General features: G+C 64.2%; 8 protein-coding genes. 6 read left to right on the forward strand and 2 right to left on the reverse strand.

Annotation, left to right across the window (positions count from 1 at the left end; all coding sequences use genetic code 11):
- The first annotated feature begins 10 nt into the window (after positions 1 to 10).
- The gene (locus tag VIM95_RS12600) at positions 11 to 1,597 is read left to right on the forward strand and encodes a pseudouridine synthase (RefSeq protein WP_331986161.1); all 1,587 of its coding nucleotides are present in this window, start codon (positions 11 to 13) and stop codon (positions 1,595 to 1,597) included.
- A gap of 27 nt (positions 1,598 to 1,624) precedes the next feature.
- Positions 1,625 to 2,182 carry a transcription elongation factor GreB gene (greB, locus tag VIM95_RS12605; protein ID WP_331986162.1) on the forward strand — a complete coding sequence of 186 codons (558 nt, stop codon included), beginning with the start codon at positions 1,625 to 1,627 and terminating at the stop codon, positions 2,180 to 2,182.
- A 69-nt stretch (positions 2,183 to 2,251) separates the two neighbouring features.
- Here the strand turns inward: greB and VIM95_RS12610 are convergent, their stop codons facing one another.
- Positions 2,252 to 4,381 carry a M3 family metallopeptidase gene (locus tag VIM95_RS12610; RefSeq protein WP_331986163.1) on the reverse strand — a complete coding sequence of 710 codons (2,130 nt, stop codon included), beginning with the start codon at positions 4,379 to 4,381 and terminating at the stop codon, positions 2,252 to 2,254.
- A 259-nt stretch (positions 4,382 to 4,640) separates the two neighbouring features.
- On the opposite strand from VIM95_RS12610, the gene VIM95_RS12615 reads away from it, so the two are divergent.
- The 4 genes from VIM95_RS12615 to VIM95_RS12630 all read left to right on the forward strand — a co-directional run bounded on the left by VIM95_RS12615 (position 4,641) and on the right by VIM95_RS12630 (position 7,437).
- Complete coding sequence (locus VIM95_RS12615; protein WP_331986164.1) at positions 4,641 to 5,504, forward strand: 3',5'-nucleoside bisphosphate phosphatase; 864 nt, start codon at positions 4,641 to 4,643, stop codon at positions 5,502 to 5,504.
- Positions 5,505 to 5,576: 72 nt separating this feature from the next.
- A complete protein-coding gene (locus tag VIM95_RS12620; RefSeq protein WP_331986166.1) occupies positions 5,577 to 6,200 on the forward strand; it encodes an L-threonylcarbamoyladenylate synthase in 624 nt (207 codons plus the stop codon).
- Between the two features lie 104 nt (positions 6,201 to 6,304).
- A complete protein-coding gene (locus VIM95_RS12625; protein ID WP_331986167.1) occupies positions 6,305 to 6,739 on the forward strand; it encodes a CPBP family intramembrane glutamic endopeptidase in 435 nt (144 codons plus the stop codon).
- 56 nt (positions 6,740 to 6,795) lie between these two features.
- Positions 6,796 to 7,437 carry a site-2 protease family protein gene (locus tag VIM95_RS12630; RefSeq protein ID WP_331986168.1) on the forward strand — a complete coding sequence of 214 codons (642 nt, stop codon included), beginning with the start codon at positions 6,796 to 6,798 and terminating at the stop codon, positions 7,435 to 7,437.
- Between the two features lie 61 nt (positions 7,438 to 7,498).
- Here VIM95_RS12630 and VIM95_RS12635 read toward each other — a convergent pair whose 3' ends face one another.
- Positions 7,499 to 8,806: a tryptophan--tRNA ligase gene (locus tag VIM95_RS12635; protein ID WP_331986169.1), complete on the reverse strand. Its 1,308-nt coding sequence runs from the start codon at positions 8,804 to 8,806 to the stop codon at positions 7,499 to 7,501.
- Between the last annotated feature and the right edge of the window lie 253 nt (positions 8,807 to 9,059).

A 9,059-nucleotide genomic window follows, 5' to 3' on the forward strand; every position in this document is an offset into this window, starting at 1 on the left:
GTACCGAAACATGGCGCCGCCCCGTAAACCCTCCTCGCAATCCGCTGCTCCCACCTCCGCCCCCCGTGGTGGCCGTGGCCGCACTTCGACCGGCGAGGCCGCCCAAGGCCGCGGTGGACAAGGTCAGGGCCGCGATAGCGCTGGCAAGGGCGGCGGCTATGGCGAATCCCGTGCGCCGCGCGGTGCAGCACAAGGTCGCGATGGCGCCCCGCGCAGCGGCCAGGGTCGTTCCACGGTTGGGGAGCAGGGCTACGGCGAAGGTCGTGCCGGTCGCGGTCCGCGCCCGGGCGGTGAAGCCGCGCAAGGTCGCGACGGTGGGCCACGCACTGGCCAAGCCCCGCGGCAGGGTCGCACGGCAGCCGGGGAGCAAGGCTATGGTGAGGGCCGCACTGGCCGAGGCCCCCGCACTGGCGGCGATGCAGGCTACGGCCGTGATGGTGCACCGCGCGCCGGTCAGGCGCCGCGGCAGGGCCGTTCGGCGGGGGCTGAGCAAGGCTACGGCGAAGGGCGCGGCAACCGCAGTCCGCGCGTAGGGGCACCCGCAGCCGATGCCGGCCAAGGTCGCGGCAAGCGCCAGGGTAATCTGCAGGGCCGTGGTTACGACAGCATCGAGCAGCAGCGCCGCACGCCCAACAAACCGTACAGCAGTGCCGAATACCAGGCCATGGACGCCGACGCCCGCCGCGAAGCACGCCGTAGCGCCAGCCGCGAGGCGCCGGTCAACGTTGCCGATCTACCGGTTGCACCGGCCAAGAAGCTACGGCAACGCCACGGCAGCGAGAAGCACGAGCAGCAGGCAGCCGAGCTGCGCGAGAAGCGGGTGGATGCCAAATACATTGGTGATCTGCGCATCCAGAAGGCCCTGGCGCTGTCTGGCGTCGGTTCGCGCCGCGATTGTGACGCCTGGGTGGCCGAAGGCCGCGTCAGCATCAATGGCCAGATCTGCCAGCCGGGTGCAAGGGTGGTGTTTGGCGACAAGGTGATGGTGGATGGCAAGCCGGTGGTGATCAAATGGCCGGATCGCCTGCCGCGCGTGGTGCTCTACCACAAGCAGGAGGGCGAACTGGTCAGCCGTGACGACCCGGAGGGCCGCACCACGGTGTTCGAGCGGTTGCCCAAGGTACAGAGTTCGGCCTGGGTGGCGGTTGGCCGCCTGGACTTCAATACCTCGGGTCTGTTGATCTTCACGACCTCTGGTGACCTGGCCAACCGGCTGATGCACCCACGTTTTGAAGTACAGCGCGAGTACGCCGTGCGGGTGTTGGGCCAGCTGACCGACGAGCAGAAGAAGGAGTTGGTCGCCGGTATCGAGCTGGAAGACGGCCGTGCCCGCTTCGAGGTGCTGGAAGACCAGGGCGGCGAGGGTATGAACCACTGGTACCGCGTCATCCTCAAGGAAGGCCGCAACCGTGAGGTGCGCCGCATGTTCGAGCACTACGGCTTGACCGTGTCGCGGCTGATGCGTGTGCGCTTTGGCATGCTGACCCTGCCTTCGCGTCTCAAGCGTGGCCAATACTATGAGCTTGACGAGACCGAGGTTCTGGCCGTGCTCAAATGGGCGGGTCTGGGCCTGACTGGCCGGGTGTCGACGCGCTGACCCTGGGTCGGTGTCATGGAATTAGGCATGAACAAGGCATTCACCAAGGAAGCGGAAGGCGACGAGGACGAGGCGCTACCAGAGCACCTGCAGTTGCCCGCCGCGACCAAGAACTATATGACCCCGGGCGGTTGGAACCGCATGCGGGTTGAACTGCATGAGCTCGTGACCAAGGAGCGGCCGGCCCTGACCCAGATGATCAACTGGGCGGCAGGCAATGGCGATCGGTCCGAGAACGGTGACTATATCTACGGCAAGAAGCGCCTGCGCGAGATCGATCGGCGCATCCGCTTTCTGACCAAGCGGCTGGAAAACGCCGAGGTGGTCGATCCCTCCACCCGCGAAGCCACCGACCAAGTGTTCTTCTCTGCCACGGTCACGGTCTTGCGTGGCAATGGCGATGAGCAGACGGTCAGCATCGTCGGCGTGGATGAGCTGGACCTCGACAAGGGCCATATCAGCTGGATCTCGCCCCTGGCGCGCTGCCTGTTGAAGGCTCGCGAGGGAGACACCGTGGTGCTGCGTGGGCCGGCGGGTGCCGAGGATATCGAGATCCTTGAGGTGCGCTACCAGGCACTGGAGTAGGCGTAGCAAGACGACCATAAAAAAGGTGGACCATGCGGCCCGCCTTTTTTCATGCGCTAACCCCGCTGCTCAGGGCTGGTCGGCGCTCAGGCCGCGTTTCTCCAGCAGTGGTGCTATGCCTGGCTCGCCGCCGCGGAAGGTGCGGAACAGGCTCATCGCGTCGGCGCTGTTACCGCGTGACAGGATGTGCTGGCGGAACCAGTCGCCATTGGCGCGCGTCAGGCCGCCATGTTGGCGGAACCATAGGCTGCTGTCGGCAGCCAGCACGTCGCTCCACAGATAGGCGTAGTAACCCGCCGCATAGCCGCCGGCAAAGGTGTGCAGAAAGTAGGTGCTGCGGTAACGCGGTGGGATGGGGGCAAAAGCCACGCCGGCGGCCTTCAGGGCCTCGGACTCAAAAGCCAGCACGTCGGTAGGTACCTGCTCTGGCGTCAGGGCATGCCAGCGCTGGTCCAGGAGGGCGGCGGCCACATACTCGGTGGTGGCAAAGCCCTTGTTGAACTTGCGCACCGCCAAGGCCTTGTCCATCAGGGGCTGCGGCATATCGGCGCCGGTCTGGTAGTGCTTGGCGTAGTGGCGCAGCACCTCCGGCCAGAAGGCCCACATCTCATTGAACTGCGAGGGGTACTCGACAAAGTCGCGCGGCACATTGGCACCGGAGAGCGAGGGGTAGCGTACCTTGGAGAACATGCCGTGCAGGCCGTGACCGAATTCATGGAACAAGGTCTCGACTTCTTCGCTGGTCAGCAGGGTGGGCTGGCCTGCCGCGGGCTTCTGGATGTTCAGATGGTTGGCCACCACCGGACGGGTGCCGTACAGGCCCGACTGATCCACATAGTTGTTCATCCAGGCGCCGCCCTGCTTGTGGGCGCTGGCGTAGAAGTCGAACAGGATCAACGCCAGAGGCTGGCCATCGGCTTCCGATACTTCGAACACCCGCACGTCCGGCTGGTAGACAGGCAGATCGCGGCGCTCCTTGAAGGTGATGCCGTAGAGCTGGGTGGCGGCATAGAAGAGGCCGTCCTGCAGCACCCGGTTCAGCTCAAAATAGGGGCGTAGCTCGCTCTCGCTGTAATCGTAGTGGGCTTTGCGGACCTTCTCGGTGTAATAACCCCAGTCCCAGGGTGCCAGCTGGAAGTCCTTACCGTCGGCCGTGATCATGGCCTGCAGGCTGCGGGCATCCTGCTGTGCGCTCTTCACCGCGGCAGCGGCAACCCGCTCCAGCAACTGGTTGGCGGCGGCTGGTGTGCTGGCCATCTGGTTGGCCAGGGCGTAGCTGGCGAAGTCTGGGTAACCCAGCAGGCGCGCGCGTTCGGCGCGCAGCTTGGCGATGCGCAGCACGATGCTACGGTTGTCGAAGTCGCCACCGTGGCTGCCGCGGTTGACCGAAGCTTCATACAAGCGCTGTCGCAGGGCGCGGTTGTCCAGTTCATCTTCCTGCGGCTGGCCGGTGGTATTGGTCAGCGCCAGCAGGTATTTGCCCGGCTCGCCCTTGGCTTTGGCGGCTGCCGCTGCCGTGGCGATATCCTGTTCCGAGAGGCCGGCCAGCTCGCTGCGGTCTTCCACTAGCACGGCGCCGGCGTTGCTGTCTTTCTGCACATTGAGACTGAAGCCGTTTTGCAGCACGGCCAGTTCGGCGTTGAGCCGTTTGAGCTTAGCCTTGTCGGCATCCGACAGGCGGGCACCGGCCAGCACGAAGTTCTGGTGGTAATAATCCAGCAGGCGTAACGATTCGGCATCCAGGCCCAAATGCTCGCGCTGCGCATGGAGCTTGGCTATGCGGGCGTACAAGCGGCTGTTCAGCAAGGTGGCGTCGCTATTGGCCGCCAGTCGCGGGATCAGCGCCTTGTGCAGCGCGTCCATCTCGTCGCTGCCCCAGGTGGCGCTGAGATTGTCGAAGATCTGCTTGGTGCGCTTGAGCAGCACGCCGGAGCGCTCCAGCGCCAGGATGGTGTTGTCGAAGGTTGGCGTCGCCGGGTTGCCTGCAATGCGGGCGATGTCGGCCTGCTGCTCGCGCATGCCTTCAAGATAGGCGGGGCGGAAGTGCTCGGTCCGGATCCGGTCAAAGGCCGGCAATTGGTAGGGCAGGGTGCTGGGGTACAGCAGCGGGTTGTCTGCCGTGCCGAGGGGGGCGGCATGTGGGGCAGTACCGGCCAGCAGCATGGCGCCGGCAAGCAGCAGGGACAGCGTACGGGACATCAAGGGCTCCGGAACGAAGGGAAGATGCGGTAGTGGCAGTGGGTCAAACAGTGCCGCCGCATGATAATCGAGCAACCGCGCCTTGCCACGCGGCGTGCGACGGGCTGTACTGGACGCCGACATGGAATTCATCCCACTTCGCCAGGTCCAAACTGTCTGGGGGCTTGCCCAGGGAGCTTCCGCCATGTCTGCGCGGGTATCGCGAAACCGTTTGTATGCCCCGAATAGCGATAAGATGTCGCCAGGAGAGCTTTTGCCCATGTTGCCCATTGATCTACACGCCCATTCCAATGTGTCCGACGGCATGCTGCCGCCGCGCGAGGTGGTGGCGCGGGCACACGGCCGGGGCTGCAAGCTGTTTGCCCTGACCGACCACGACGATGTACGCGGTCTGGCGGACGCGGCGGACGAAGCAGCCAAGCTCGGTATGGGCTTTGTGACCGGGGTGGAGATCTCGGTCAGCTGGCGCAAGCACACGTTGCATATCATCGGCCTAGGCTTCGACCCGGCGAACGCCGGCCTGCTGGCGGGCCTTGCCAGCGTGCGGCACGGGCGCGACGAGCGCGCGGTGCGCATGGATGAAGCGCTGGCAGCGGTGGGCGTGAGCGGCGTGCTGGCCGGTGCCCGCAAGTTTGCCGACAACCCCGAGATGATCGGTCGGGCGCATTTTGCCCGGCACCTGATCGAACGCGGCCTCGCCAAGGATATGAAGGGCGTGTTCAAGAAATACCTGGCGCGTGGCAAGCCGGGTTACGTGAGTCACCAGTGGGCGACCCTCGCCGACGCAGTAGGCTGGATACGTGACGCTGGCGGGGTAGCGGTCATCGCCCACCCTGGCCGCTACGAGTTCGGCAAGCAGACGCTGGGCGAACTGATCGAGGAATTCAAGGCACTGGGTGGCGAGGGTATCGAGGTCGTTTCGGGCAGCCACAATCCAGCCGACTTCGAGCGCTTTGCCCGGGTGGCCGAGGTCAATGGCCTTTTGGCCTCGCTGGGCACCGACTACCACGCCACCGGCGAGGGCGCCCGCGAACCTGGGCTCTTGCCCGACATGCCGCCCGGTCCCACGCCGATCTGGCGGCGTTGGGTGGATGACGCTGCACTTGTTCTTGCCACCGCCTGACCCCATCTATCAGGTAGCAGCCGGCTATAGTGCAAGCATCGGCCCAGCGGGCCTGTCTATCGAATCGACCTCATGGCGCTTTACCTGTCCATCCATCCCGACAACCCACAAGCCCGCCTGATCAAACAGGCGGTCGACATCATCCGCGACGGTGGCGTGATCGCCTACCCGACCGAGTCCTGCTATGCGCTGGGCTGCCACCTGGGCGACAAGGACGCGCTGGAACGCATCCGCCGCATCCGCCAGGTGGACGACAAGCACCACTTCACCCTGGTTTGCCGTGACCTCTCTGAGCTCGCCACCTATGCACGGGTGGACAACCGGCAATACCGCTACCTCAAGAGCGCCATGCCGGGCCCCTATACCGTCATTCTGCAGGCCACCCGTGAGGTACCGCGCCGGGTGATGCAGGCCAAGCGTTCCACTATCGGCCTGAGGGTGCCGGAACATAAGGTGGTGCGCGCCCTGTTGGACGAACTGGGCGAGCCGCTGCTGTCTTCCACGCTGCTGCTACCCGGCGAGGACTTTGCACCCACGGACGGCTGGGAGATCAGCCAGCAGCTTGAACACCAGCTGGATGCCGTGATCGATGGTGGCGCCTGTGGTACCTGTGTGACCACGGTGATCGACCTGACCGAATCCGACCCGGTGCTGGTGCGCCAGGGGGCGGGTGACGTGGCCGTATTCGGCCTGTGAGGGCTCGTTTGCGGGCTGTTGCTACAAGGCTGGACCACGCCTGCCGACGTTGGGCCGCACAGCCCTTCTGGGTCTTTGTATTCGCTACCTATAGTGTCTCCTTGGTGGCCAAAATCGCCCTGATGTTGCTGATAGGGGAATCTGCCGCTGCGGTGGGCCAACCCCTGCCCCAATACCAGGGCGACGCTTTGCGCAGCCTGCCGCATCTGTTTCTGGGCGCCGTGCTGTTGGCGCCCTGGATAGAGACCTTGCTCAACCAGCAGTTGCCGCTATGGTTGGCCGGCAAACTGACTCAGCGGCCGCTATGGCCGGTACTGCTGAGCGCCTTGGTGTTCGGCCTCTTGCACTACCAGCGGCTGCTGGAGGGCATTGTGCTCGGCACGCTCTTGGGCATTCTGTTCGGTGCCGCCTACTGGTATCGTGCGCGCGTTGCCCGTGGCCATGCTTTTCTGGCGGTGGCCTGCATCCATACCCTGCATAATCTGCTGGCCTGGGGCGCGCACTGGTTGCAACGTAGCGGCCTTGTCGCGGTCAATTAGTCTGTACGGCGCCATGCTAAACGTGGCGCCTGGTCGTCAATGAGAGGAAAGCTGTTTTGGACGATTGGAATCTGATCCAGAAGATCACGATCTATGCCTTGCCGGTGTTGTTTGCCATTACCGTGCATGAGGCTGCGCATGGCTATGCGGCCAAGCATTTTGGCGACCGGACTGCAGAGATGATGGGACGTTTATCCCTGAACCCCATCCGCCATATCGACCCTTTCGGCACGATCTTGGTACCGGCATTGGCGCTGCTGCTGGGTGGTTTCCTGTTCGGTTGGGCCAAGCCCGTACCGGTGGACTTCCGTAACCTGCGCAACCCCAAGCAGGACATGCTGTGGGTGGCCTTGGCAGGCCCTGCTTCCAATCTTGCCATGGCAGTGGCTTGGGGGCTTTTGCTCAAGCTCGCCGGGACACTGGACGGCAGCAGCCTGCAAATGCCGCTGGCCTATATGTCGCAGGCGGGCATACAGATCAATGTGGTGCTCATGGTGCTCAACCTGCTGCCATTGCCACCCTTGGATGGCGGTCGCGTGCTGGTTTCCCTGCTGCCGCATCGGGCGGCCTATGCCGTGTCGCGCATTGAGCCCTACGGCATGTATATCCTGATCGCGCTGATCTTCACCGGTACGCTGTCTGCGATCATGAACCCCTTTATCAACCTGACCTACCATATGCTGGATTGGGTGATCTAGGTTCAGCAGCAACAAAAAGCCCCGACCAAGGTCGGGGCTTTTTGTTGTCACCGTCGGATGCTTACTCGGCCGCCAAAGCTGCCAGCGCTTGCGCCACCTCGTCCTGGCTCACGCCTTCACCCAGGCTGACCGGTGCCTCGGCCAGCACGCTGGCGCCAGTCTGCTTGAGCTTGCCCACCCACTGGCCAGCTTCCTTGCCCTGCTCAAAGCCCCGGCTTTGCAGCAGTACGCGGCCATCGTGGGCGCTGAGCTTGAAGTAGAAGCGGCCGTCCTGCTCGCGGTATTGCTTGAACACCGGCAGCTGCGGCTTGGCGCTCTCCACCTTGGCGGCCGCCTGCGGAATAGCCTGGAAGGAACGCAGGCCCACCGAGGCGCGCAGCTCGGCCAGGAAGGGCATGGCCTGGGCTCGGGCCTTGGCGGCGCCTTCCTGCAGTGCGGCTTCGATCAGCTCGGGCTTGGCCATCAGTTCCACATAGCGCTCGCGCATGGGAGCGATCTGGCCGTCGATCAGTTCAAACAAGCGCTGCTTGGCATCGCCCCAGCCCAGGCCGGCCAGCAGGTCGGCACGGAAGGTGGCGGTGTCAGCTGCACTGGCAAAGGCCTGGTACAGGGTGTACAGATGGCTGTTGTCCGGGTCCTTGGGCTCACCGGGCAGGCGCGAATCGGTCACGATGCGCGCGATCGCCTCCTTGAGGCCCTTGGCGCCGCCTTCGAACAGCGGAATGGTGTTGTCGTAGCTCTTGGACATCTTGCGGCCATCCAGGCCCGGCAAGGTGGCAACCTGTTCCTCGATATGTGCCTCGGGCAGCACAAAGAGCTCACGCCCCTTGCCGAACAGGTGGTTGAAGCGCTGCGCTACGTCGCGCGCCATCTCGATATGCTGGATCTGGTCGCGGCCGACCGGCACCTTGTTCGCATTGAACATCAGAATGTCGGCGGCCATCAGGATGGGGTAGCTGAAGAGCCCCATGGTCACGCCGGCATCGGGCTCCTCACCGGCTGCCTCGTTGGCGTCTGTACTGGCCTTGTAGGCATGGGCGCGGTTCATCAGCCCCTTGGCGGTCACACAGGTCAGGAGCCAGGTCAGCTCGGGAATCTCGGGGATATCGCTCTGGCGGTAGAAGGTCACGCGCGAGGTATCGAGCCCGGCCGCCAGCCAGGTGGCCGCGATCTCCAGCCGCGAGCGCTCGATCCGGGCCGGATCGTCGCACTTGATCAGCGCGTGGTAGTCCGCCAGAAAGAAGAAACTCTCGGTACCCGGCTGCAGGCTGGCCTGGATGGCCGGCCGGATGGCGCCGACATAGTTGCCGAGGTGGGGAGTGCCGGTGGTGGTGATGCCGGTCAGAACGCGGTGGCTGGGGCGGGTCATGGTACTGGAATCCTAAGACTGCAAATGGGCCTTCATCGGCTACGGCCCCACCTGAGCGGCGGACCAGAACCTGAGCCTTTGATTGGACTGGCTAGTATATCGACCCCAGCCCAATTGGGAACGCCCCAAGTACACGCTCGACCGCCAATTTTTTAGGCAAACCAACAAGCCGCCTTGTAAATCCGGCACTAAGCGCGCCCATACACAGCTATCCACGGACTTACCCACAGCACTTGTGGGTAGAAGTTCCCTT

Source organism: Chitinimonas sp., assembly GCF_036568685.1.
In the GTDB taxonomy this organism is placed as follows: domain Bacteria; phylum Pseudomonadota; class Gammaproteobacteria; order Burkholderiales; family Chitinimonadaceae; genus Chitinimonas.

Bases quoted from the DNA above. Each gene is read 5' to 3' on its own strand.
- VIM95_RS12635 (WP_331986169.1), bottom strand. From the start codon at position 8,806: ATGACCCGCCCCAGCCACCGCGTTCTGACCGGCATCACCACCACCGGC.
- VIM95_RS12610 (WP_331986163.1), bottom strand. From the start codon at position 4,381: ATGTCCCGTACGCTGTCCCTGCTGCTTGCCGGCGCCATGCTGCTGGCC.
- VIM95_RS12620 (WP_331986166.1), top strand. From the start codon at position 5,577: ATGGCGCTTTACCTGTCCATCCATCCCGACAACCCACAAGCCCGCCTG.
- VIM95_RS12615 (WP_331986164.1), top strand. From the start codon at position 4,641: ATGTTGCCCATTGATCTACACGCCCATTCCAATGTGTCCGACGGCATG.
- VIM95_RS12600 (WP_331986161.1), top strand. From the start codon at position 11: ATGGCGCCGCCCCGTAAACCCTCCTCGCAATCCGCTGCTCCCACCTCC.
- greB (WP_331986162.1), top strand. From the start codon at position 1,625: ATGAACAAGGCATTCACCAAGGAAGCGGAAGGCGACGAGGACGAGGCG.